The organism is Neisseria sp. P0006.S009 (assembly GCF_051962915.1).
Classification (GTDB): Bacteria; Pseudomonadota; Gammaproteobacteria; order Burkholderiales; family Neisseriaceae; genus Neisseria; species Neisseria subflava_E.
On sequence record NZ_JBQCUV010000002.1, the window covers coordinates 32371 to 56872 of the forward strand.

24 protein-coding genes and 2 tRNA genes are annotated in these 24502 nt (G+C 48.9%); 12 read left to right on the forward strand and 14 right to left on the reverse strand.

Annotated elements, in window-relative coordinates; translation table 11 throughout:
• Positions 1–243 precede the first annotated feature (243 nt).
• Complete coding sequence (gene rpmA, locus ACTHTK_RS03955; RefSeq protein WP_002212328.1) at positions 244–516, reverse strand: 50S ribosomal protein L27; 273 nt, start codon at positions 514–516, stop codon at positions 244–246.
• A gap of 27 nt (positions 517–543) precedes the next feature.
• Entirely contained in the window at positions 544–852 is a 309-nt protein-coding gene (gene rplU / locus ACTHTK_RS03960) for a 50S ribosomal protein L21 (RefSeq protein WP_002216394.1), read from the reverse strand.
• A 263-nt stretch (positions 853–1115) separates the two neighbouring features.
• On the opposite strand from rplU, the gene ispB reads away from it, so the two are divergent.
• The 3 genes from ispB (at position 1116) to ACTHTK_RS03975 (ending at position 2634) form a co-directional block, all read left to right on the forward strand.
• Positions 1116–2090, forward strand: a complete 975-nt coding sequence (ispB, locus tag ACTHTK_RS03965; RefSeq protein WP_128581928.1) for an octaprenyl diphosphate synthase — start codon at positions 1116–1118, stop codon at positions 2088–2090.
• Positions 2091–2094: 4 nt separating this feature from the next.
• The gene (locus ACTHTK_RS03970) at positions 2095–2541 is read left to right on the forward strand and encodes a DUF441 domain-containing protein (protein WP_003748421.1); all 447 of its coding nucleotides are present in this window, start codon (positions 2095–2097) and stop codon (positions 2539–2541) included.
• Positions 2542–2559: 18 nt separating this feature from the next.
• A tRNA-Arg gene (locus ACTHTK_RS03975) sits at positions 2560–2634 on the forward strand.
• Positions 2635–2735: 101 nt separating this feature from the next.
• Here the strand turns inward: ACTHTK_RS03975 and ACTHTK_RS03980 are convergent.
• Both ACTHTK_RS03980 and ACTHTK_RS03985 read right to left on the reverse strand, forming a co-directional pair.
• The gene (locus ACTHTK_RS03980) at positions 2736–3893 is read right to left on the reverse strand and encodes an NnrS family protein (RefSeq protein WP_440378394.1); all 1158 of its coding nucleotides are present in this window, start codon (positions 3891–3893) and stop codon (positions 2736–2738) included.
• 86 nt (positions 3894–3979) lie between these two features.
• Entirely contained in the window at positions 3980–4360 is a 381-nt protein-coding gene (locus ACTHTK_RS03985) for a hypothetical protein (RefSeq protein WP_003748417.1), read from the reverse strand.
• A gap of 146 nt (positions 4361–4506) precedes the next feature.
• On the opposite strand from ACTHTK_RS03985, the gene ACTHTK_RS03990 reads away from it, so the two are divergent.
• The gene (locus ACTHTK_RS03990; protein ID WP_003748415.1) at positions 4507–4965 is read left to right on the forward strand and encodes an RrF2 family transcriptional regulator; all 459 of its coding nucleotides are present in this window, start codon (positions 4507–4509) and stop codon (positions 4963–4965) included.
• 615 nt (positions 4966–5580) lie between these two features.
• On the opposite strand, the gene ACTHTK_RS03995 is transcribed toward ACTHTK_RS03990, so the two are convergent.
• The 8 genes from ACTHTK_RS03995 to ACTHTK_RS04030 all read right to left on the reverse strand — a co-directional run bounded on the left by ACTHTK_RS03995 (position 5581) and on the right by ACTHTK_RS04030 (position 12290).
• Positions 5581–5656 (reverse strand) — tRNA-Ile (locus ACTHTK_RS03995).
• 93 nt (positions 5657–5749) lie between these two features.
• Positions 5750–6601: a dihydropteroate synthase gene (folP, locus tag ACTHTK_RS04000; RefSeq protein ID WP_440378395.1), complete on the reverse strand. Its 852-nt coding sequence runs from the start codon at positions 6599–6601 to the stop codon at positions 5750–5752.
• 84 nt (positions 6602–6685) lie between these two features.
• Positions 6686–8347: an electron transfer flavoprotein-ubiquinone oxidoreductase gene (locus ACTHTK_RS04005; protein ID WP_440378396.1), complete on the reverse strand. Its 1662-nt coding sequence runs from the start codon at positions 8345–8347 to the stop codon at positions 6686–6688.
• Positions 8348–8479: 132 nt separating this feature from the next.
• Positions 8480–8917: an ExbD/TolR family protein gene (locus ACTHTK_RS04010; RefSeq protein ID WP_003748410.1), complete on the reverse strand. Its 438-nt coding sequence runs from the start codon at positions 8915–8917 to the stop codon at positions 8480–8482.
• Between the two features lie 3 nt (positions 8918–8920).
• The gene (locus ACTHTK_RS04015; RefSeq protein WP_003748408.1) at positions 8921–9580 is read right to left on the reverse strand and encodes a MotA/TolQ/ExbB proton channel family protein; all 660 of its coding nucleotides are present in this window, start codon (positions 9578–9580) and stop codon (positions 8921–8923) included.
• Between the two features lie 102 nt (positions 9581–9682).
• Positions 9683–10612 (reverse strand): energy transducer TonB, encoded by a 930-nt coding sequence (locus tag ACTHTK_RS04020; protein WP_440378397.1) that lies wholly within the window; start codon positions 10610–10612, stop codon positions 9683–9685.
• Between the two features lie 351 nt (positions 10613–10963).
• A complete protein-coding gene (locus tag ACTHTK_RS04025; RefSeq protein ID WP_063069341.1) occupies positions 10964–11860 on the reverse strand; it encodes a tyrosine recombinase XerC in 897 nt (298 codons plus the stop codon).
• A 1-nt stretch (position 11861) separates the two neighbouring features.
• The gene (locus tag ACTHTK_RS04030; protein WP_063069340.1) at positions 11862–12290 is read right to left on the reverse strand and encodes an acyl-CoA thioesterase; all 429 of its coding nucleotides are present in this window, start codon (positions 12288–12290) and stop codon (positions 11862–11864) included.
• A 150-nt stretch (positions 12291–12440) separates the two neighbouring features.
• On the opposite strand from ACTHTK_RS04030, the gene fba reads away from it, so the two are divergent.
• On the forward strand, positions 12441–13505 hold the full coding sequence (gene fba / locus ACTHTK_RS04035; protein WP_070608533.1) for a class II fructose-bisphosphate aldolase: 1065 nt from the start codon (positions 12441–12443) through the stop codon (positions 13503–13505).
• A 128-nt stretch (positions 13506–13633) separates the two neighbouring features.
• Positions 13634–14563, forward strand: coding sequence for a glycosyltransferase family 2 protein (locus ACTHTK_RS04040; protein WP_107723698.1), 930 nt, complete (start codon positions 13634–13636; stop codon positions 14561–14563).
• 65 nt (positions 14564–14628) lie between these two features.
• On the opposite strand, the gene ACTHTK_RS04045 is transcribed toward ACTHTK_RS04040, so the two are convergent.
• The gene (locus tag ACTHTK_RS04045) at positions 14629–16305 is read right to left on the reverse strand and encodes a formate--tetrahydrofolate ligase (protein ID WP_107723699.1); all 1677 of its coding nucleotides are present in this window, start codon (positions 16303–16305) and stop codon (positions 14629–14631) included.
• A 178-nt stretch (positions 16306–16483) separates the two neighbouring features.
• On the opposite strand from ACTHTK_RS04045, the gene ACTHTK_RS04050 reads away from it, so the two are divergent.
• The gene (locus tag ACTHTK_RS04050) at positions 16484–16915 is read left to right on the forward strand and encodes an EamA family transporter (RefSeq protein ID WP_003680126.1); all 432 of its coding nucleotides are present in this window, start codon (positions 16484–16486) and stop codon (positions 16913–16915) included.
• A gap of 75 nt (positions 16916–16990) precedes the next feature.
• Here the strand turns inward: ACTHTK_RS04050 and ACTHTK_RS04055 are convergent, their stop codons facing one another.
• Positions 16991–18133 (reverse strand): extracellular solute-binding protein, encoded by a 1143-nt coding sequence (locus ACTHTK_RS04055; RefSeq protein ID WP_036492029.1) that lies wholly within the window; start codon positions 18131–18133, stop codon positions 16991–16993.
• Between the two features lie 308 nt (positions 18134–18441).
• On the opposite strand from ACTHTK_RS04055, the gene rpsT reads away from it, so the two are divergent.
• The 5 genes from rpsT to ACTHTK_RS04080 all read left to right on the forward strand — a co-directional run bounded on the left by rpsT (position 18442) and on the right by ACTHTK_RS04080 (position 24368).
• A complete protein-coding gene (rpsT, locus tag ACTHTK_RS04060; protein WP_002212556.1) occupies positions 18442–18705 on the forward strand; it encodes a 30S ribosomal protein S20 in 264 nt (87 codons plus the stop codon).
• A 170-nt stretch (positions 18706–18875) separates the two neighbouring features.
• On the forward strand, positions 18876–20015 hold the full coding sequence (locus ACTHTK_RS04065; RefSeq protein WP_070825617.1) for a phospholipase A: 1140 nt from the start codon (positions 18876–18878) through the stop codon (positions 20013–20015).
• A gap of 152 nt (positions 20016–20167) precedes the next feature.
• Complete coding sequence (locus ACTHTK_RS04070) at positions 20168–20869, forward strand: DUF502 domain-containing protein (RefSeq protein ID WP_254324456.1); 702 nt, start codon at positions 20168–20170, stop codon at positions 20867–20869.
• A gap of 65 nt (positions 20870–20934) precedes the next feature.
• The gene (gene aspS, locus ACTHTK_RS04075) at positions 20935–22743 is read left to right on the forward strand and encodes an aspartate--tRNA ligase (RefSeq protein WP_440378398.1); all 1809 of its coding nucleotides are present in this window, start codon (positions 20935–20937) and stop codon (positions 22741–22743) included.
• A 239-nt stretch (positions 22744–22982) separates the two neighbouring features.
• Positions 22983–24368, forward strand: coding sequence for a PIG-L deacetylase family protein (locus ACTHTK_RS04080; protein WP_440378399.1), 1386 nt, complete (start codon positions 22983–22985; stop codon positions 24366–24368).
• The last annotated feature ends 134 nt before the right edge of the window (positions 24369–24502 follow it).

Here is a 24502-nt window from a genome sequence, read left to right on the forward strand (position 1 = left end):
GATTTTTTCAGACGGCCTTAAGTTTACTGTGTTTAGCTACATGAGGGTAAATCAAAGGCATTTGATAGATTATATAGAAAGAGTCGATAGAATAAAACAAAGGCCATCGATTGTAAGCACGTTTTTACTTTGGCCTTAATATAAATCAAGCTTCACGACATACGGATTTTATCAAACAGACAAAACAGTCTGACAAACAAAAACCGCATTCCGAAAAGGAATGCGGTTTCAATCGTAAAACGATTATTCTTCAGAACCGGTGTAAGGACGGATGCTGACAGTTTTACGGTTCAGCGCGCCTTTGGTTTTGAATTCAACGTAACCGTCGACTTTAGCAAACAAAGTGTGGTCTTTGCCCATGCCTACGTTGTCACCTGCGTGGAATTTAGTACCACGTTGACGAACGATGATAGAGCCTGCCGGAATCAGCTCGTTGCCGTAGGCTTTAACGCCCAAGCGTTTGGCTTCTGAATCGCGACCGTTGCGGGTGCTACCGCCTGCTTTTTTACTTGCCATTTGTAATACTCCTGAACTTACTTGAAATTAGGCGATTGCCACGATTTCGATTTGGGTGAAATTTTGGCGATGGCCTTGGCGTTTTTGGTAGTGTTTGCGACGACGCATTTTGAAAATGCGTACTTTCTCGCCACGACCATGAGCAACGACTTTAGCTGTTACTTTTGCGCCTTCGATAAAAGGTGCGCCTACTTTTACAGATTCGCCGTCAGCAATCATCAAAACTTCAGTCAGTTCGATTTGGCTGTCGAGTTCGGCTGGTATCTGTTCTACTTTCAATTTTTCGCCAACGGAAACTTTGTATTGTTTACCGCCGGTTTTTACGACCGCGTACATACTCAACTCCATGAGAATTAGGTTAACATTCCGCACACCATGTGCGAAACGAGCTATTCTATTTCTATTTGCCTGTTTTGTCAAAATTTATTTTATTTACAAGTGAAAATGCCGTCTGAAAGATATGTTGCATGCTTTTTAACTGATATAATCACGCGCTGGATTGCTGATATCTTTATGCAACGTTATTACCCCGACCGAATGTACGGGTTTAAACAGATTCATTGGAGCCACCGCTCCGTTTTATCAACAGAGAATGTTTTATGCTCGAAAACCTGCCTTACTTCCAACGCCACCTGCCCGATGACCTTGCCAAAGTTAATGCGGTCATCAACCAAGCTGTTCAATCCGATGTTGCGCTGATTTCGCAAATCGGCACATACATCATCAGCGCGGGCGGTAAGCGCCTGCGTCCGATTATTACCATTTTGGCAGGCAAAGCAGTCGGGCATGACGATGAAAAACTGTACTCGCTGGCAGCGATGGTGGAATTCATCCACACCTCCACCCTCCTGCACGACGATGTCGTCGATGAAAGCGATTTGCGCCGCGGCCGTAAAACCGCAAACAACCTCTTCGGCAACGCGGCGGCTGTTTTGGTCGGCGACTTCCTCTATACACGCGCCTTCCAACTGATGGTCGGTTCGGGCAGCATGCGTATCTTGGAAGTGATGGCAGATGCGACCAACATCATCGCCGAAGGCGAAGTCATGCAGCTGATGAACATCGGCAATACGGATATTACCGAAGAGCAATACGTCCAAGTTATCCAATACAAAACAGCAAAACTATTTGAAGCGGCCGCACAAGTCGGCGCAATTTTGGGCAAGGCTTCCCCCGAACACGAGCAAGCCCTAAAAGACTACGGCATGTACGTCGGCACGGCTTTCCAAATCATTGACGATGTATTGGACTATTCTGGCGAAACCGAAGAAATTGGCAAAAACGTCGGCGACGATTTGGCAGAAGGCAAACCCACCCTGCCATTGATTTACCTGATGCGAAACGGCTCCGAACAGGCCGCCAACGATGTGCGCCATGCTTTGGAAAATGCCGACCGCAACTATTTTGAAAAAATCCACGACTATGTCGTCAACTCCGACGCTTTACCGTATTCGATTTCCGAAGCGAAAAAAGCCGTCGACAAAGCCATCGCTTCATTGGACGTGTTGCCTGACAGCGAAGTCAAAGAAGCCATGATCCAACTGGCAAAAGAATCTTTGGCCCGAGTATCTTAATCCGATGAATTTCAGCTTTGTCCCATTGTTTCTGGTTACGCTGATTTTTTTGGGCGTCGTCAGCAACAACAACTCGATTACGATTTCGGCGGCGGTCTTGCTGCTCATGCAGCAGACGGCCTTGTCGCAATATCTTCCCTTGGTGGAAAAACACGGTTTGCATCTGGGCATCATCCTGCTGACCATCGGCGTATTGAGCCCGCTGGTTTCCGGTAAAATCCAGATTCCGCCGGTTTCCGAGTTTATCAATTTCAAAATGATTGCCGCCATCTTTATCGGCATTTTGGTTGCCTGGCTTGCCGGACGCGGTGTTCCATTGATGAGCGAACAGCCTGTTTTGGTAACCGGATTATTAATCGGCACGGTCATCGGCGTTGCCTTTGTCGGCGGCATTCCGGTCGGCCCTTTAATTGCCGCCGGCTTATTGTCTTTTTTTGCCGGAAAGGTTTAAAATCCCCTCCTTTAACGCCTCGCCATAGTTCAACGGATAGAACGTATGCCTCCTAAGCGTAAAATACAGGTTCGATTCCTGTTGGCGAGGCCATAATTTCAATAAAAGCCTTTCATACTTTGAAAGGCTTTTTTATTATCAATAATAAAGGCCGTCTGAAACTTTTCAGACGGCCTTCTCATTTCGCCAAACCGTTAACCCGGACGACCATCCGAACGCGGACGGATCAGCCAAGGAATATATTTCCATGCGTACAACAACAAAGAAGCGGCAAACAAAGCGGCGGAGCAACGGATACTGTGCGTATATGCTGTACCGCTCACAAAGGTTGCCAGAACACGGACAACCGTTGCGGCTATCATCAACCAAAAGGCAACAGGAACCACTTTAGGCGGCGGATAAATGGAGTTGCCGGTATGGCCAAGCGCGGTTCGTGCCATCATGCCCAAAGTCAGCACGCCGATACCGCCAACGCCGATAAGGTGTACGCCCAAATTCAGGAAGTTTGAAATCCAATAAGAAATACCGACCGCAATCAAGCCCAAGCCTGTAAACAGATAGCCGGCAAACAAAATCCAAAGCATAGGCTCTTTCAGTACGGCTTTATACCACCAGCGGTACACCTGCACGGTAAAAATCACACCGGCAGCCAGAGCAAACAACGCGGCCAATCCCGGCAAAATGTTATGCGCCATCAGCATGGCGGTCAGCATAGGCAGCCAAAGTGAAGCGTGCGCCACCCATTGAGGGCTGGGAATTTGCGGCACGTTCAGGCGTTTGGACGTAAAGAACGAGATAATCCGCATACCGATCAAACCGATAAACCCGGCCACCATAATCAAACCGGATTGCAAACCGGTCATCAGCGCAATGGCATCAAACGGCTGCACTTTCAGATGGAAGGCGAAATGGGTGCCGCCCAAAACAAAAATAGCGAACACGGCAACATAGTTGCGCTTGTTTTGAGAACGGATTACCGGCAAAGCCATGCATACCGCGCCATACCAGAAAAAGATCGTACCGAATATGCCGCTTGCCGTTACCCCCCAACCGGGGATAAACATACAAATGCGGGCCAACAGCCAAAATGCGGTCAAACCGGCCAACGCCTTACCGCGTGTCGGCGGCTGGCCTGTCCAAGTCGCCACGGCCGTCAATAAAAATGCAATGACAACCAATCCGGCATAGCCCCAAATCATTTCATGGGCATGCCAATAAAAACCCGACAACTCAGGCGTTCCCTGAAAGCCGAAGCCCCAAAGCAGTATAGACAATGCGCCATACAAAGCCGCCAACGAATAAAACGGGCGGAAGGCCATTGCCCAAACCGGGTGTTTGAACAAATCGGTCATGGTGGTTCCTTCAATTTTTATATCATCATAAAACAGCAACAGAGGCCGTCTGAAACTTTTCAGACGGCCATCGACTCCTTTCCCTGTTACACATTTTCAGGCAAAGGCAAAAAAGGTTCAATCGCAGGAAAAAGCTCGCGTTCCTCAAAACGCGCATGATCGCGCAAAGTTACCGCAAACTCCTTATTCCATGATTCATTCATATATTCAGGATGCACCATCATCGCGCGTAATTTGGCATGATCGCCTTCAAAACGCTGCCGCAACGCAGGGTCAATTTTATCCCAATACGGCGCAAACATGGTTTCCTCTTCCAAAAAATGTGGCTCAAGCTCAACAAAATGAGGCTCCAGCTCCGCCTGATGGCTTTGATCGGGCGTACGCAGAAGACGGACGCACAACGACAGCGAGCCATGATGTTCGCGGGAAAGTTCTATTAAGGCAGGATGGCGTTTCAAGGGCTTCATAAGTTCGTTATAATGGTAACAGTTTGTCAAACTGGATTAATTCAAATGTTTCAGATATTATGAAACCCAATCCCACATAAAGTCAAACAGCCCCTCTCCAAGCACTACGCTTTTGACATATAATAAAAATATCTAAAGAGCCAGCCATGTATCTGACCCAACATACCGATTACGGATTGCGCGTATTGGTTTATACCGCCATCAACGACGACACCCTCGTCAATATCGGCACCATTGCCGAGACTTACAATATTTCCAAAAGCCATTTGATGAAAGTGGTTACCTCATTAGTCAAAGGTGGTTTTCTGGTCAGCGTGCGCGGCAAAGGCGGCGGTTTGCGCTTGGCGGATGTTCCTGAAAAAATCAACATCGGCGCAGTCGTCCGCCATCTTGAGCCGATGCAGGTTGTCGAATGCATGGGCGATAACAACGAATGCCTCATCACCCCTTCATGCCGACTGACCGGTATCATCACCGGCGCCATCAAAGCCTTCTTCAATCATTTAGATCAATACTCACTGCAAGATCTGCTGGACAAGCCGACTTACGACATACTTTATACACCGCGCATCCCGATCAACGAAATACGCGGAACGGCCGACTAAATCTTCAGGTCGTCTGAAAACAATCCAGCCATACTGAAATGGTATTACTGAAATAATAAAAAATGCCGTCTGAAATGGAGATTTTCAGACGGCATTTTTTTATAAAACACTCTACAGCTTAAATAGCTGACTTTCATTCGATAGGTTAATTTTTATACTAAATATGTCGAATATAAGACAACAGAAAAACATAAAATAAGAATAATCATAGCAACCGTAAAATTTATTCTTAATATTTTCAGATAAAATTTATTGGATATTTTTTGTATTCCAAACAGTATCTTGTAAAATTTTAATTCCATACTTCTATGAGTAAATAGATATTCAAAAAACCCTATATCCATCCCTTCTGATTTTAATATTTTATATAGCATTACTAGATTAATGATAATTGCAATAAAATACACAAATACTAAAAAAAAAAAACAGAAAATAAGGCAATAACTCCACCAAACTACTCCTTCTTTTTTAAAAAGAATTTTCCCTAAAAAACATATTGGACGACATAACCAATTGCTATTGCCGACATTATATTCCAATCTTTCGCAAACCAATAAATACAAAAATGAAATACAAAAATGCCCGAAGCCAAAAGCCTCGGGCATTTTTAATATTTGGTGGGTCCGGTGGGTTTCGAACCCACGACCAAGGGATTATGAGTCCCCTGCTCTAACCCCTGAGCTACAGACCCGTCAAGAGTAGAAGCGGATTATAGCATAACTTGTTGCTTGTTCAAGATGCCGGGCAAATGTTTCAGACGGCCTGTCGGTTTTCTATCCGGGCATTATGCCGATATGCCCAATGCTTCCCAAACTTTCAAAGCGTCCGATGTTGCTTTGACATCGTGAACACGGATGATTTGCGCGCCTCGGGCGACAGTGGCCAAAGCGGCTGCAACGCTGCCGTGTACGCGTTTGGCGGCATCTTGTTCGCCTGTCAGCTCGCCAATCATACGTTTGCGCGATATGCCGATCAGGAGTGGGAATCCGGTTGCTTCCATCAATTCAGGCAAATGTTGTATCAGGGTAATGTTGTGTTGCAGGTTTTTGCCGAAACCGAAGCCGGGGTCGAGCGTGATGCGCTCGGGGGCAATGCCTGCTTGAACGCATTCTGCCGCGCGTGCTTTTAAATAACGCGCGACTTCTTCGACAACATCTTGATATTGCGGATTAAGCTGCATGGTTTTGGGCAAACCCTGCATGTGCATAAGACACACGCCTGTCGTCGGCTGTTGCGCCAGCAAGGCGACTGCGCCTTCATCTCTCAATGCGGCAACATCGTTGATAATATCGACGCCGCCTTGTGCCAAGGCTTTTTCCATAATTGCCGTGCGGCGCGTATCCAAGCTGACGGGAACATTCCACTTGGTCACTTCCGCCAAAACCGGCTGCACCCTGGCCCATTCTTCTTCGAGAGAAACATCATCCGAACCCGGACGGGTAGATTCACCGCCGATATCGAGAATATCCGCACCGTCTTTCAGCAGCTGCTCGGCATGTGCCAATGCTATTTGGACATTTTGCGAATAGGTGCCGCCATCGGAAAATGAATCGGGGGTCAGATTGACGATGCCCATGATTTTCGGTTTGTCTAAGGCGATTTCAAATCGGCCTGCCTGCCAAATGTGCGTGTTCATAATGCTTCCATTGATGAAATAATAGGATAGAGGCCGTCTGAAACTTTTCAGACGGCCTTTAGGTTTTGACTTTAAAACAGTCAATTACATTCCGCCGTAATTCGGCCCGCTTGCGCCTTCGGGGCAAATCCAAGTGATGTTTTGCGTCGGGTCTTTGATGTCGCACGTTTTGCAGTGGACGCAGTTGGCAGCGTTGATTTGCAGGCGCGGACTGCCGTTTTCTTCGACGATTTCATATACGCCGGCCGGACAATAGCGGGTTTCGGGCGAGGCGTATTCTTTGTAGTTTACGTCTATCATGACCTGCGGATTTTTCAGCACCAAATGGTCGGGCTGGTTTTCTTCGTGCGCAAGGTTGGCGAGGAAAACGCTGCTTAAGCGGTCGAAGGTCAACACGCCGTCGGGCTTCGGATAATCAATCGGCTTGCATTCGGCTGCTTTTTTGAGCTGCTCGTTGTCTTTGCCGTGATGTTTCAAAGTCCACGGGGCTTTGCCTCTGAAAATCATTTGGTCGATACCGGTATAGATTGAGCCGAGGTAAACGCCCCATTTGAATGACGGACGGACATTGCGCGCGGCGTAAAGCTCTTGATACAACCAGCTTTGTTCAAAGCGTTGCTGATAATCCGCCGCCTCTTTGCCGCTGTCAAAGCTTTCCACTTCTTCGAGATTTTCCAACATAGGAAACACGGCTTCTGCGGCGAGCATGGCGGATTTCATCGCGGTATGAATGCCTTTGATGCGCGGCATATTGAGGAAACCCGCCGCATCGCCGACCAAAACGCCGCCTTTAAACGAGAGTTTCGGCAGGCTTTGCAAACCGCCTTCAATCAGCGAACGTGCACCATACGCGATACGGCGGCCGCCTTCGAAGGTTTTGCGGATTTCGGGATGAGTTTTGAAACGTTGGAACTCTTCAAACGGCGACAGATAAGGGTTTTGATAATCCAAACCGACCACAAAGCCGACAGCGACTTTGTTTTCGTCAAAATGATAAATAAACGAGCCGCCGTAGGTTTTGCTGTCCAACGGCCAGCCTGCGCTGTGCATGACCAAACCGGGCTGATGTTTTTCAGACGGCACTTCCCAAATTTCTTTGATGCCCAAGCCGTAAGTTTGCGGCTCGCTGTTTTGGTCGAGCTGGAAGCGTTCGATGATTTGCTTGGAAAGCGAACCGCGGCAGCCTTCAGCAAACAGGGTTTGCTGCGCCCAAAGCTCCATGCCGGGCTGGAATGAATCGGTCGGTTCGCCGTCTTTGCCCACACCCATATTGCCGGTCGCAATGCCTTTGACCGAACCGTCTTCGTGATACAGCACTTCGGCAGCGGCAAAGCCCGGATAGATTTCCACACCCAAATTTTCCGCCTGCTCCGCCAGCCAGCGCACGACTTCGCCCAAGCTGGCAATATAGTTCGCATGGTTGTCGAAATTCGGGGTAACCGGCAAGTTGAAGGCTTTTTTCTCGGTCAGGAACAAAACCCTGTCCTTCGTCACTGTACGCGTCAGCGGTGCGCCTTTTTCTTTCCAATCAGGAATCAGCTCATTCAAAGAAATCGGATCGATGATGGCACCGGCCAGCGAGTGCGCGCCGGTCTCCGAACCCTTCTCCACCACGCAAACGCTGATTTCGCGTCCATTCTTTTCGGCAAGCTGCTTGAGTTTGATGGCGGCAGACAAACCCGACGGGCCTGCGCCGACAATCACGACATCGTATTGCATACTGTCGCGCTCGATGGTTTCTGTCATAGTGGTTCCTGTATTGTCATTATTCAATTTAATCCGCTAATTATACAGCCTGGACATATAGTTACCAAATACAACAAAAGGCCGTCTGAAACTTTACTCAAATTTCAGACGGCCTTGACTGTGTTCAAAAGATTATTGCGCTTTGGTTTCCGTTACAAAACCGATTTTGCTGATACCGGCTTCGCGCGCCGCTTGCAGAGCTTGGTTGACGTAATCGTATTCAACCGCCTTATCCGCCGCAATCGCCACAATCACATCTTCGTTTTTCGCTTTGGCTTCTTTCAGCTTGGCAGTTACCGTTGCCAAATCCACTTTGGCATCAGAATCGCCGCCAACAACATAAGCACCACTGGCATCAATGCTCAAACGCAAAGGATCTTTAGGCTGCTGCTTATCCTCTTTCGCCGCTTTTTCCGAAGCAGTCGGCAACTCCAAAGGAATCGAGTGGGTCAGCACCGGCATGGTAATCATAAATACAATCAGCAACACCAGCATCACGTCCACCAAAGGTGTAACGTTGATATCCGACATCGGCGCATCATCGCCGGAATTCATTGATCCGAAAGCCATGGTTTAATCCTTTTGGTTCAGCAGGCGAACATGCAGGTCATGTGCAAATGCGTCCATATCTTGCGCGATGGTTTTTGTACCGCGATTGAGGAAGTTGTACGCCAATACAGCTGGAATCGCTACAAACAAGCCGACAGCAGTCGATACCAAAGCCTCGCCAATCGGACCGGCCACCGCGGCAATGCTCATTTGACCGCTTTCGCTGATGCCGATCAGGGCATGGTAAATACCCCAAACAGTACCCAGCAGGCCGATAAAAGGAGCAGTTGCGCCGATAGAGGCCAACGCGGTCATGCCGTAGTCGAACTGACGCATGGTTTGGGACATGCTGTTACGGATGTGAACAACCAAGTATTCGTTTAAAGGCAATTCGTCAATCAGCGATTTGCTTGTTGTTTGACGGTAGTTTTGGTATGCGCGCAGAGATTCATCGGCGACTCGGCTCATCGGTGCTTCTACCGCTTTGGCTTTCTGTACGGCATCGGCCAGCGTAAACGCATTCAACATCAGCTCTTTTACCTGTGTATTGCCTTTTTTCGCTTTGCAGTATTTGATGCAACGGATCACGATAACGCTCCACGTTACCACGCTCATCAACAACATCAGGACAAATACACCAATCAGTACCACATCACCTGATTTGAAAACTAAACTTAAATCCATAATTTTTCCAAGTTAAAAATAAAATTAAAATTTCTATCGGGTCATTTAAAACCATTTCCCAACAGCATATATTTTCTAATCAATCAGCTTAGGCCTAGATACTTATTCGAGCGTGAATTTGACAGGTACTTTAAATTCAGTCCAAACACTTGCATGACAGCTACCATCTTTAACGGCTTTACGCGCTGCATTATCCAGACGACTATAACCACTTGATTTATTCACACTAATTGAATCCACTTTACCGCCGGGACCAACCAAGACTTTCAGCACGACCAAGCCCTCTTCGCCATTTTCAGTTGACATTGTCGGATATGGGGGTCTCGGAATATGGCACGTTCCTTTTGCAGGATTGCCTTTACTGCTGCCGGCACCTGTACCGCTGCCACCTCCGCTACCGCCGGTGCCGGAGCCATGTTCGCCTTTTGCACCGCCGCTGCCGGAGCCGCTGCCTTCGCCGCGTCCGCTGCCAGTACCTTTCGTACCGCCGCCGTTGCCTTTACCTTCTCCGTTCAAGGCTTTGCCTTCGCCGCTGCCTTTACCGTTTTCAGCAGTATTCGGCCCGGTTTTGCTGCCTGAGTATTCCGATGCTTTTGGAGACGGTTTAGGTTCTGCCTTCGGCTCTGGTTTTGGTTCAGGTTTTGGCTCGGGCTTCGGCTCAGGTTTAGGTTCCGGCTTAGGCTCGGGCTTAGGTTTCTCGATAGGTTTCGGTTTTTCCTTTTGCTGTACGATATCCGCTTTTTCTTTTTTCGTTACCACAGGTTTGATAACAGGTTTGGGCGGCTCGACAGGCTTAGGTTTGGGTTTCGGCTTGGGTTTCGGTTGTTCGGGGGTTGGCTCGGGTGCGGCAGGTGCGCCTTCGCCCTCAGGGCTGCCGTCGCCTCCGCCGAAATCGCCCAAATCGACAAATTCAATATTCGCCATTTCGACAGGAGGCGGTTTGTGCGCGTGCCATAAAAGTGCAACCAAGCCGACGTGAATCAACGCAACGGAAGTCACGACGGCTGGAGTTAAAATTCGTTTTTTATCCATAATTCCGTTATGTTAATAGCAACAATTCCCGTTTGCAAGTCGTTTTACAGTCAAAATAAGCATTAATGCTTATAGAGAAAGTTTATAGACCTGCTGTTTTAAAGGCTGCATATCATAATATGATATTAGCTCTCATTACTAATATTATCAAACAAAAGGTCGTTTTAAAAGATAAGCGGTAAGACAAAACAGCCTATTCTTCCGGCGTTTATGCTATCCGCACATTAAATCAATATCGAAACCTCATCAGACCGATAAAAATTCAAATGGTTTCAAATAATCTGTATTTTTTATCCATAAAACATCAGGCCGTCTGAAAACATTCTTTCAGACGGCCTGATTCAAACAAAATCATTTTTTCCGTTTCGCCCTTGGGTGCGCCTCATCATAAACGCGCGCTAAGTGATCAAAATCCAGCTTTGTATAAACTTGCGTAGCGGAAAGGTTGCTGTGTCCCAACAATTCCTGCACAGCACGGATATCGCCCGATGCCTGCAAAAGATGGGTTGCATAGCTGTGGCGCATCATGTGCGGTGAGATATGGCTGGCACTGCCCACGCGCACTGCCCACGCCTGCAGGCGTTTTTGGATTTGACGTTGCCCCAGCCTGCCGCCGTTCTTATTGGTGAACAAGGCCTGCTCGCCCTCTTTGGCAATACGCACTGCCAAATAATCATGCAATGCTGCAATGCTTTTAGCTACCAACGGCACTTGCCGTTGCTTGCCGCCTTTACCATTCACACTGACCCAACCTTCGTCCAAAACGATACCGTCCAGATTCAAACCTTGTATCTCGCTCAGGCGCAAGCCGCTGCCATACATCAATTCAAACATGGCCTTATCGCGTACATCCAACTCATCATCAACCGGCGCATGGTCAAGGATATGGTTTAAAGGCTCTTGCGGCAGCGCTTTGGGCAGGCGTTCGGGCAGGTGCGGCGCTTTCATATTAAATGTCGGGTCGCTTTCCATGACTTCTATCTGCACCAGCCAACTGCAATACTGCCGCCACACCGACAATTTCCGCGCCAAGCTACTTTCGCTCAAGCCCTTTTGCGACAGCTTTTTCAATACCGCCACAAAATCACGGCGCGTTGGCAGGCCGTTTTCCAGATTATCGGGCAACAGGCGCATCAACTCACTCAAATCGCGCCGATAAGCGGAAACGGTATGCTCCGACTTGCCTTGTTGCAGCAAGGTTTTCAGATAGCGTTCAAAATGGGGCGCAAAATTGTTTGATTCCGCCATTTCAGACGGCCTCCAATGCTGTTTTCAATGCCGAAGGCAAACGGCAGACACGCTGCTTGCCATAATCGAAACACACCATACCTGTCTGCACTTTCGCCAGCACAAGGCCATCTGAAATCCTGCGGATACGGTACAACAAAGAAAAGCCCACTCCGGCCACACCCGCCGCCCCCATTTCCACCGACAGCTCATCGCCATGATGACCTTGCGCCAAATACTGCACCGCCGCATCCGCCATAATCAGGCCAGCCCCTCCGGCATCCATTTCACTCCAACCCAGCTTCGCCAGCCAACGCATCCTCACTTCATGGCACAAACGCAACACCGCATCGTTCGCCAGATGGCCGCCATAGTTCACATCGCCCACCTGCACCATCAAGTCCGTCTGAAACAAAGGCTTATCACACTCGGCCACCGAAATCCTATCCATTTTACACACCCGTTTTCAATACTCTGCCATTATAAACCGAGACCCTGTTCGTTAATATATAAAAACAATGTAGCAGCTTGTAGTTTTTCATAGCAAAAAACATTATAATTTATCGGATAAATTTACCCTTCACTACTTCAGGAGCTTCTCATGGCACTCGTATCCATGCGCCAACTGTTGGACCATGCTGCCGAAAACAGCTACGGTCTGCCCGCATTCAACGTTAACAACCTCGAACAGATGCGCGCCATCATGGAGGCGGCCGACCAAGTCAACGCCCCCGTTATCGTTCAAGCATCCGCAGGCGCACGCAAATACGCAGGTGCCCCATTCCTGCGCCATCTGATTTTGGCCGCAGTCGAAGAATTCCCGCATATCCCTGTCGTGATGCACCAAGACCACGGCGCATCTCCTGATGTATGCCAACGCTCCATTCAACTGGGCTTCTCCTCCGTGATGATGGACGGCTCGCTGATGGAAGATGGCAAAACCCCTTCTTCTTACGAATACAACGTCAACGCCACCCGTACCGTGGTCAACTTCTCCCACGCTTGCGGCGTGTCCGTTGAAGGCGAAATCGGCGTATTGGGCAACCTCGAAACTGGCGAAGCCGGCGAAGAAGACGGCGTCGGCGCAGTGGGCAAACTTTCCCACGACCAAATGCTGACCAGCGTTGAAGATGCCGTACGTTTCGTTAAAGATACCGGCGTTGACGCATTGGCTATTGCCGTTGGTACCAGCCACGGCGCATACAAATTCACCCGTCCGCCCACAGGCGACGTATTGCGTATCGACCGCATCAAAGAAATCCACCAAGCCCTGCCCAACACCCACATCGTAATGCACGGCTCCAGCTCCGTTCCGCAAGAATGGCTGAAAGTCATCAACGAACACGGCGGCAAAATCGGTGAAACCTACGGCGTACCGGTTGAAGAAATCGTCGAAGGCATCAAACACGGCGTGCGCAAAGTCAACATCGACACCGACTTGCGCCTCGCCTCTACCGGCGCCATCCGCCGCTTCATGGCAGAAAACCCAGCCGAATTCGACCCGCGCAAATACTTGAGCAAAACCGTCGAAGCCATGAAACAAATCTGTCTTGACCGCTACCTCGCATTCGGTTGCGAAGGCCAAGCCGACAAAATCAAACCGATTTCTTTGGAAAAAATGGCAACCAAATACGCCAAAGGCGAATTGAACCAAATCGTTAAATAATCCGTAGATCGGATTAACACTAAGGCCGTCTGAAAACTTGGCAATAAGGTTTCAGACGGCCTTAGCTTTTGGGAAATTTATAGTAAAATCTTCCACCGACTACACATCAAAACACATCGAAAGCAAACATGAAACTCGCCGTTATTTTGCCGGCCTATTGCGCCGAAGCTTATTTGCCCGAATGCTTGGACTCGGTATTGAATCAAACATTCCGCGACTTTTTCGTCATCGCCATCAACGATGCTTCAACAGACAAAACCGGCGAAATCCTCGAGGCTTACGCAGCCAAAGATTCACGTTTGCAGGTTTTCCACCTTCCGGAAAACAGGGGCGAGCCGTTTGCCTGCCAATTTGCCATGGATATGCTCAAAGACGTAGAAGTCGAATATGTGGCACGAATGGACGCGGACGATATTTGCGCCTTGGATCGTTTTGAAAAACAGATTCAATTCTTAGACAGCCATCCCGAAATCGATATTGTCGGCAGCCAAGCCACCATCTTTTTTGATGACCAAACCGGAAGAGAACCCGTTTTAAGCGACCTCCCCCTGCTCGACAAAGACATTAAAGCCTTTCTCTCCTTTGCCGCCCAAAACATGTTCAACCCCACCACCATGTGGCGGCACGACAGCATTAAAAACCTCGGAATAAACTACACCGCGACGGAAACCGCACCCGATTTCCATATGTGGGTGCAATGCGCCCTACATGGCAAAACCTTTGCCAACCTGCCCGAGCCTTTGTTGTCATACAGGATACACACAACTCAAGAAAGCAAAAAAAGAGACAAAATCAACAGATCCGTCCAATACACCATGGAGTTGTGGATCAGTCATCTCTTCCCTGATTTGAATGCGACGGAAGTAACGCTCTTAAGCCGCATCTTGTACGAAAAGCAACTGCGCTTGACCACTGAAGAGCTGAAAACCATTTTTGCCGCCTATGACAGAATCAGCAAAGACCGCAGCATTTCATTGTTTGGCGAAGACCGCAATACCATGTTCGACATGATAGACAAGTTCTTCAATTTCTTAAAAAGCCAGTTGAAATTCACTTAAATCATAAAAGGCCGTCTGAAACCTAAGTTTCAGACGGCCTTTGTCTATTTCAAGAGCAATCTAAATCAGAACAAGCCATGAATCACGCCTTCTGCGTCCACATCAATTTTCTCGGCAGCCGGAACTTTCGGCAGGCCCGGCATCTTCATCATATTGCCGCACAACGCAACGATGAAACCTGCGCCTGCGGAAACAGTGATACCGCGCACGGTAATGCGGAAGCCTTCGGGGCAGCCCAAAAGTTTGGCGTTGTCGCTCAAAGAATATTGGGTTTTCGCCATGCAGATCGGCATTTTGTCCAAACCCAGTTTTTCCAGTGAAGCGATTTCGGCAGACGCTTCCGCGCTGAAATCAACATCTTCCGCGCCGTACACTTTTTGGGCAATCGCACGGATTTTGTCTTTAATGCTCAACTCAACATCGTAGGCAAACTTGAAGTTATTCGGTTGGTTTTCGATGGCGTTGACGACTTTGTGCGCCAAGTCTGCACCACCCGCGCCGCCTTTGCCCCATACTTCGGTCAGGGAAACTTCAACGCCGTGTTCCGCGCAGGCTTTTTCAATCATGGCCAACTCGGCATCGGAGTCGGACACGAAGCGGTTGATGGCGACGACGACGGGCAGGCCGAATACGTTTTTCAGGTTGGAAATATGTTTCAAGAGATTAGGCAGACCTTTTGCCAAAGCGTCGAGGTTTTCTTCGCCGAGGTTGGCACGTTCTACGCCGCCGTTGTATTTCAAAGCACGGACGGTGGCGACGACAACAGCCGCATCAGGTCTCAAATCAGCTAGACGGCATTTGATGTCGCAGAATTTTTCCGCGCCCAAATCCGCACCGAAGCCTGCTTCGGTTACTGCGTAATCGGCAAGGTGTTTCGCCAGTCGGGTGGCGGTAACGGAGTTACAGCCGTGGGCGATGTTGGCGAATGGGCCGCCGTGTACAAAGGCCGGCGTGCCTTCGATGGTTTGTACCAAGTTAGGCTTAATCGCATCTTTGAGCAATGCCGCCATCGCGCCATTTGCTTTCAAATCTTTGGCGTAAACAGGGCTGCCGTCTTTAGCGTAAGCGACAAGGATGTTACCCAAACGCTCTTTCAAATCGCTGATGTCTTTGGCAAGACAGAATACCGCCATCACTTCGGAAGCAACGGTAATGTCGAAACCGTCAGGACGCATCACGCCGTCAACAGGTTTGCCCATGCCGTCGATGATGTTGCGCAACTGACGGTCGTTCATATCGACCACGCGACGCCACAGGACGCGTTTCGGATCGATGTTCAACTCGTTGCCTTGGTAGATATGGTTATCAAGCATGGCAGCGAGCAAGTTATTCGCCGCGCCGATGGCGTGAAAGTCGCCGGTGAAGTGCAGGTTGATGTCTTCCATCGGCAACACTTGGGCATAGCCGCCGCCTGCCGCGCCGCCTTTAACACCGAACACCGGTCCCAAAGAAGGCTCGCGCAGGGCGATAACCGAGTCTTTGCCGATGTGGCGTAATGCGTCCGCCAAACCAATGGTTACAGTGGTTTTACCCTCACCCGCAGGAGTCGGATTAATGGCGGTCACCAAAATCAGACGGCCTTGTTTTTGCGGCAGCTTGAATGCCTCGGCAGGATTGATTTTGGCTTTGTAATGACCATAGGGCTCGATGTTGTCAACGTTCAAACCCAGCTTGGCGGCAATTTCACCAATCGGGCGCATGGTGGAAGACTGGGCAATTTCAGCATCGGTTTTGAAGCTCATGATTTTCCTTTATTGAGAGAGGGAAAGGCCGTCTGAAACAATATAATAAAGACGGCTGGAAGAAAAAGAATATTCGTTCTATTATAGCGTTTTCCAAAGACAAACCGCAGTGAAAATTTCGATATTTCATCAACAAGCGGATTCATATTGTCAACAATTTAAAACAAAGGAATAAAACATGAGCAGCAACGCATGGCTGTTTTGGGCATTGGCATCGGCAGGCTTCGCCTCATTGACCGCCATTTTCGCCAAAATGGGTTTACAGGGCATAGATTCAGATTTCGCCACCTTTATCCGCACCTTGGTCATCCTCGCCGCTTTGGTATTGTTTTTAACCTACACCGGCAAATGGCAGGGCGTGAACGGCTTTACCGGCCGCAACTGGACATTCCTCATCCTATCCGGCCTCGCTACCGGCGCATCTTGGCTTGCCTACTTCAAAGCCCTGCAACTGGGCAACGCCTCACAAGTCGCGCCCGTCGACAAATTCAGCCTGGTCCTAGTCGCCCTAATGGCCGTTGTTTTCTTAGACGAACGCCCGAGCACGCAGGAATGGATAGGCTTAGGCTTGGTAACCGCAGGTGTGTTGACTTTGGCTTTGAAACGATAAAGATTGGGACATCAAAAAAGGCCGTCTGAAAAATTTCAGACGGCCTTTGCTTTGCTTCAAACAATCAGCTCAAAATTAATTTGAACCGACTTTGATTTTTTGCCACAAGTTGACAGACAGTTTTTTCGCATCTGCGCTCATTTGAGGCATGACGAAACCGTCTTTCATATCTTGCTCGTTCGGGAAAATAGAACGTGTGTTCACCAGCTCGGCAGGCATTTTTTCGCGTGCAGGTTTGCTGGCCGGTGCGAAGGTTACAGCAATACCGTTTTTCGCAGCCACTTCGGGATCAAGCGTGTAGTTGATGTATTTGTGGGCATTGGCGATGTTTTTCGCATCGGCCGGAATCAACCAAGATTCAATCCAGAAGCCCATGCCTTTCGGCGTCAACACTTCAATGCCGACGTTGTTTTTCACTTCTTCGGAACGCGCTTTGGCCAAGTTCAAATCGCCGCCGTTACCTGCCGCCAAGCAGATATCGCCGCGCGCCAATTCGTCAATGATGGAAGGGCTGAAACGTTTCACGTCAGGACGGATAGACTTCAACACTTCCGCCGCCGCTTTCAAATCTTCAGGATTCGAGCCTTTAGGATCTTTACCCAAGTAGTTCAACAAAATTGGGAACATTTCGCTCGGGGTATCCCACAAAGCGATGCCGCAAGATTTCAGCTTATTGGTGTATTCAGGTTTGAACAACAAATCCCAGCCGTTTTCAGGCAGCTTGCCACCCAAAAGCTCCTTGCCCTTCGCCGTAATCGCAATCGTATTCACACCTGAGAAGTATGGAACGGCGTATTGATTGCCCGGATCGGCGGTTTCCAACATCTTCAGCAATTCAGGGTCGATGTTTTTGTAGTTCGGAATCAGATCCTTATTGATTTTTTGGTATGCACCCGCCTCAATTTGACGCGGCAGGAAGGCAATACCGGGCACAACCAAGTCGTAGCCGGATTTACCGGTCAGCATTTTGGCTTCCAGCGTTTCGTTGTTTTCATACAAATCGTAAGTCAGCTTCAAATTGTTGGCTTTTTTGAAGTCTTCGACTGTACTTTCGTCAACGTAGTTTGACCAGTTGTAGATATTCAAAGTATCGGTAGCGGCTGCTTCGGCATTGGCAGCAGGCGCGCTGCCTGCTTGAGGTTGCTCGGCTTTTTTCTCGCCACCGCCGCACGCGGCCAAAGACAATGCGGCCAATACGGCTAATACGGATTTTTTCATACGGGCAGATTCCTGATGAAAGAGTGGTTAATGTCAATAAATAAGAAACCCTGCACCCCATAAACACCCCGGCGCAGAGTTAGGCTATTGTAATAGAAACGTAAGCAAACGCAAAGCAATATCCATCTGATTTTTATTGAAATAAGGCAAAGCAACACCATCTTTTTACCAAAAGCGTTGCACCGGCTGTCGTTTTTGGGCAAAATACGGCTGATTTGCGCGCGTTTATAGAGAAAAAGCTTGCATACAAGGAAATCTGTCTTTAAAATTGCGCGTTTACAGAATTTATTTTTCAGGAGATATTCAATATGGCAAACAGCGCACAAGCCCGCAAACGTGCCCGCCAGTCGGTTAAACAACGCGCCCACAACGCCAGCCTGCGTACTGCATTCCGTACCGCTGTGAAAAAAGTGTTGAAAGCAGTTGAAGCCGGCGACAAAGCTGCTGCTCAAGCAGTTTACCAAGAATCCGTTAAAGTCATCGACCGCATCGCTGACAAAGGCGTATTCCACAAAAACAAAGCAGCCCGTCATAAAAGCCGTCTGTCTGCTAAAGTAAAAGCTTTGGCTTAATACTGACGCAAGATGCCGAAAATCCTGACAATCAAAACAGGATGAATCGAGCTGATACGATGCCCCTGAGGTCCTGCCTTTCAGGGGCATTGCCATATTCACAGCCCAAACCGACTAAATAAAACCATTTACCCTCTCATCAGGCCGTCTGAAAAACAACGGAAACTCTCATGAACAAGATGTTGAAACATTCCCTAAGTATCGGATTCATTGCCGCCGCCCCACTGGCCGCCGCCGACACCGCCCTACACTGCACCACCATTCAAGACAATGCCACCCGTTTGGCGTGTTACGACAACATCTACTCGGCGCAACTTCCCCCTCAATCCCCACTGCCGCAAGCGCAAACCGAAACCGCCAAAACACCAGTTGACCTCGAAAAAAGCGTGCGCAAGAGCATTGAGAAAAAAGAAGCGGCCATCGTATTCGACAACCCTACCCATCCGAATATTTCAGACGACGTATTAAGCGAAACTGCTGACAGCTACACGCCTTTAAGCCTGATGTACGATTTGGATAAAAACGACACACGCGGCCTGTTGAGCGTACGCGAACACAACCCTATGTACCTCATGCCCGTTTGGTACAACAGCAGCCCCAACTATTACCCGGAATCCCCCAGCCGCGGCGTAACCACACAGGAAAAATTCAGCGAGCAAAAACGCCTCGAAACCAAAATGCAGGTTTCCTTCAAAAGCAAGATTGCCGAAGATTTATTCAAAACCCGTGCCGACGTATGGTTTGGCTACACCCAAAAATCCGACTGGCAAATCTTCAACCAAGGCCGCAAATCCGCTCCGTTCCGCAACACCGACTACGAGCCCGAAATCTTCATTACCCAACCCGTTAAAGCAGACCTGCCTTTTGGCGGCAAACTGCGTATGGTTGGCGCAGGTTTTGTTCACCAATCCAATGGTCAAAGCCGCCCCGAATCACGCTCATGGAATCGGGTTTACGCCATGGCCGGCATGGAATGGGGCAAGCTGACCGTCATCCCTAGAGTTTGGATGCGTGCCTTCGACCAAAAAGGGGATGACGATGACAATCCGGACATCAATAAATACATGGGCTACGGCGACTTGAAAGTCCAATACCGCCTCAATGACAAACAAAATGTTTATTCCGTCCTGCGTTACAACCCGAAAAGCGGACGCGGTGCCGTTGAAGCGGCCTATACTTTCCCCATCAAAGGCAAACTCAAAGGCGTTGTCCGCGGCTTCCACGGCTACGGCGAAAGCCTGATTGATTACAACCACAAACAAAACGGCATCGGCTTCGGCCTGATGTTCAACGACTGGGACGGTATCTGATTCTCCTCATATTGTTTCAGACGGCCTTTGCAATCAAGGCAGCCGTCTGAAACAATGAAACAAAACAAGCCATTCGTTTAAAATACTCGTTTCCTAGCGTCCAAACGCGTATAATGCAAAGTTTGGGCAAAACTTGCCGGAATGAAACAAAGATGACAGAAGCCGCAGCCGAAAGCGGAAAAATCGCCAAGGCTTTAAAGAAATACCTAATTACAGGCGTGCTGGTTTGGTTGCCGATTGCCGTAACCATCTGGGCGATGAGCTACATCATCTCCGCCGCCGACAGACTGATCAACCTATTACCGGAAAGCTGGCAGCCCCAGCATTTCTGGGGGTTCAACATTCCCGGCTTGGGCATCGTCGCCGCCACAGTCGTCTTGTTCGTTACCGGCGTATTCGCCGCCAACGTATTGGGCAGACGGATTCTCGGCGCGTGGGACAGCCTTTTGGGACGCATTCCCGTCGTCAAATCTATCTACTCCAGCGTTAAAAAAGTTTCCGAATCCCTGCTCTCCGACAGCAGCCGCTCGTTCAAAACCCCCGTACTGGTTCCCTTTCCACAACCGGGCATTTGGACGATAGCCTTTGTTTCCGGCCATATCCCCGACAAACTCAAAGGCAGCCTGCCGCAAGATGACGACTATATTTCCGTTTACGTCCCAACCACGCCCAACCCGACTGGCGGCTATTACATCATGGTTAAAAAAAGCGACGTTCGCGAGCTGGACATGAGTGTGGATCAGGCATTGAAATATGTAATTTCACTGGGCATGGTGATGCCGGACGACTTACCGGTTAAAGCCCTACCTGCCCAAAAGCCGTCTGAAGACGGTGATACCGAACACAACAATTAAGGTCTTCTTTTTTTTCAGACGGCCTTTCCTTCTTTTCAAATTGAACAATATAAAAAGGTGATTTTATGCGTACCAACTATTGCGGCCTTATCAGCGAGCAATACTTAGACCAAACCGTTACCGTCAAAGGCTGGGTACACCGCCGACGCGACCACGGCGGTGTGATTTTTATCGACCTGCGCGACCGCGAAGGCATCGTTCAAGTCGTTATCGACCCTGATACTCCGGAAGCATTTGCCGCTGCCGACTCTTCCCGCAACGAATACGTTTTGAGCATTACCGGCCGCGTACGCAACCGTCCAGAAGGTACGACCAACGACAAAATGATTTCCGGCAAAATCGAAATCCTTGCCAAAGAAATCGAAGTCTTGAACGCTGCCGCTACGCCTCCGTTCCAAATTGACGATGAAAACATCAGCGAAAACGTTCGCCTGACCAACCGCGTTATCGACTTGCGCCGTCCTGCCATGCAACGCAACCTGCGTCTGCGTTACCAAGTGGCCATGGGCGTTCGCCGCTACTTGGACGCACAAGGCTTCATCGACATCGAAACCCCAATGCTGACCCGCTCCACTCCCGAAGGCGCGCGCGACTACCTCGTACCAAGCCGCGTTCATCCAGGCGAATTCTTCGCTCTGCCGCAATCTCCACAATTGTTTAAACAACTGTTGATGGTTGCCGGTTTCGACCGTTACTACCAAATCACCAAATGTTTCCGTGACGAAGATTTGCGTGCCGACCGTCAACCTGAATTCACTCAAATCGACTTGGAAACCTCGTTTTTGAACGAGGATGAAATCATGGACATCACTGAAGGCATGGCCAAACAAGTCTTCAAAGATGCTTTGAACGTAGATTTGGGCGACTTCCCACGCATGCCTTACTCTGAAGCCATGTTCTACTACGGCTCTGACAAACCGGATATGCGCATCAACTTGAAATTTACCGAGTTGACCGACTTGATGAAAACGGAGGAATTCAAAGTCTTCCGTGGCGCCGCCGACATGAAAGGCGGCCGCGTAGTCGCTCTGCGCGTGCCTAACGGCGCGAAATTCAGCCGCAAAGAAATTGACGAATACACCAAATTTGTCGGCATCTACGGCGCGAAAGGTCTGGCATACATCAAAGTAAACGATGTCAGCAACCTTTCCAATGGCGAAGACAGCGGCCTGCAATCTCCAATCGTGAAATTCCTGTCCGAAAACGCCCTGAAAGAAATCATCGAACGTACCGGCGCACAAAACGGCGACATCATTTTCTTCGGTGCAGACAAAACCAAAGTCGTGAACGAAGCCATCGGCGCATTGCGCATTAAAGTCGGCTTGGAACACGGCAAAGACAACGGCTACTTCGTAGACGAATGGAAGCCTTTGTGGATTGTCGATTTCCCAATGTTCGAATACGATGAAGAAGCCGACCGCTACGTTGCCGTACACCATCCGTTTACCGCGCCTAAAGAAGGTCATGAAGACCTGATGGTTTCCGACCCTGCAAACTGCCTGGCCCGTGCCTACGACATGGTATTGAACGGCTGGGAAATCGGCGGCGGCTCTATCCGTATCCACCGTGCAGACGTACAAGAGAAAGTGTTTGCCGCGCTGAAAATCAGCCCTGAAGAGCAACAAGAGAAATTCGGCTTCCTCTTGGACAACCTGAAATTCGGCGCGCCTCCTCACGGCGGCCTTGCATTCGGCCTCGACCGTCTGATTACCCTGATGACCGGTGCCGAATCTATCCGCGACGTGATTGCCTTCCCGAAAACACAACGTGCACAATGTCTGCTGACCAATGCACCTAATGTGGTCGACGACAAACAACTTCGCGAATTGAGCCTGCGTCTGCGTCAGAAAGCAGTTGAAACAAAAGAAGCGTAATTTATCGGCTTAACCTTTAAAATATCAAGGCCGTCTGAAATTTTTGAAATTTCTTTCAAATTTTTCAGACGGCCTTTCTGTATTTTAGTCGTTTATATATAATCAACTCATAAACTGTTTTATTTTAAACGTTCACTTTAATGACGTTAGAGTATAAAAAACAACCGTTTGTAAGAAAAACAAACAAATAAGCTCCACAAGCACTATCATGACTGTTACAACAATAAAGGAACCAAACAATGTTTCTGATACTGACGGGGCTGATACTGACTTTTTTTATTTTGTTGTTTATTATTACTTCAATTATTCACAAAAAACAGTTTGCCTATAACACACACCAAGACTATAACTATCCCTCCCTCCCCTCTACCGCGCATGCTACCCTCAAGGGTGGCAGCCTGACTTTACCTGCCACTATCAGCGGGCAAGATACCGTTATTGCCAAAATCCGTATCAAATCCACTTGGGCAGGATTGCTGGTATTGCCTTTTGTTGAAACCATTTCATCTAAGGGCAAATGGAAGCAATATTTCGAATATGGCGCAAAAGGCGTGCGCTATATCAATCTGAGCGACACCTTCTCCGACAGCGACAAAACCATCCGCTTGGAAGGCAAATACCTAACCTTGTCCGATCAAGAAATCGAACTCTCTGTTTATCCGCGTGAAAACCTAGACGGAAAAAAAATCCTTGTTCTCGCGCCTCATGCTGACGATGCCGAATTAAGCGCATACGGTTTGTATGAAAAACACGCCGCCAATTCAATGATCTGCACCTTAACCGCCAGCGAAGGCGGCAGCTTCCACTATGGCAACCTTTATAGCACGTGCGACTGCGACACTCAGGCACAATATCTGCAAAAAGGCAGAATGCGCGTTTGGAACAGCCTAGCCGTTCCCCTTTTGGCCGGTGTGCCGTCTGAAAACATCCTGCAACTGGGCTACTTCGACAGCACTTTGACCGCCATGCGCCAAAATCCGGAAAAAGAGATTAAATCGACCAAAATCGATACGATCGATGTCGATATTTTCCGCCGTGCGAACACCTCCTCATTGGCGAAGCACCTCAAGCCAGGCTCAACTTGGACCAGTTTGGTGGACAACCTTGGCTATCTGATAGAAACGTTCCAGCCGGATATTATCGTGACGCCGTCCCCCAATATTGATGCGCATCCCGACCACCAACATACAGCGCTGGCCGCCATCGAAGCCCTGCGTAAAATCGATTACCGTCGCGGCAATCTGTTTTTGCACACCATACATTATCTGAGCGACGACTTCCCTATCGGCAAAGTAGGTTCTTCCATCAGCCTGCCGCCATCCTCCGAGCAACCGTTTTACTTCCAAAGCATCTATTCCCATCCTTTGGATAAAGAAGAGCAAAACCGCAAACTTCTCGCCCTTGATGCCATGAACGACATCCGTCCTAATTCAGACGGCTATATGCGTTGGAGTACCATGATATTCAAAGGCCTAAACAAACTGCGGCACCACATCCTTCATCTCGACAAAGACTTGGTCAACCGTTTTGTCCGCAGCAACGAATTCTTCTATACCGTCCCCATCAGTGACTTGTACCAAGAAGATACGCTGAAACAAATTACCTATCAGGGCAAAACCCAATAAACCACAAAGGCCGTCTGAAAAAATATTTCAGACGGCCTTTATCACACCAAATCAAAACAATAAAATCACCGCATTACAAACGAAAAACACCAAGCCCAAATCCAAACGCGACAACCCAAGTTATAATAAAACCC